Annotated in this window: 1 pseudogene; it reads right to left on the bottom strand. The window is 67.4% G+C overall.

Going from position 1 to position 472, the window contains the following annotated elements:
• Window positions 1–472 (bottom strand): annotated as a pseudogene (locus tag DVK07_RS21480) (hypothetical protein); the annotation flags it as partial.

Genomic DNA, 472 nt, shown 5'->3' on the forward strand with positions numbered 1-472 from the left:
GCGGTCCTGTTGTCTACCGGCACATCTCGGTTCGTTCGCTCGCCGACGACTAGGATCGTCCGATCGCCGCTCACCGGTTCCGCGGGCCCCTGGAGTCCGTACAGCGAGTAGACGATCGTGTCACCGACGAGCAGGTCCGGTTCCTTGATCATCACGCCGTTGTCGCCGTTCATCCTGAACACCGCGCCGTTCTCGTAGACGATGCGGGTGCCCCCGGCGCCGTAGTACGTGAGCGACCCCCCTTGCGAGAATCCCTCGGAGATGCCCGGACCGCCGAGCCGGAACTCGGAATCGCCGTCGTACACGAGTTCACCGCCGCCGAGCCGGAGCTCGGTCGCCCGGCTCGGCACGCCGTCCCGGCTGAGGTCGTTGAAGTTGTCGTGCAGGACGTCGAACGCGCGCTCGACGTTGTTGTCCCGCTCGGCGAGCTGGGCGTCCTCCAGCCCGCCGAGCCCGACTGTGAACGTCACGG

The sequence above is a fragment of the Halorubrum sp. Atlit-26R genome, from assembly GCF_003666015.1.
Classification (GTDB): domain Archaea; phylum Halobacteriota; class Halobacteria; order Halobacteriales; family Haloferacaceae; genus Halorubrum.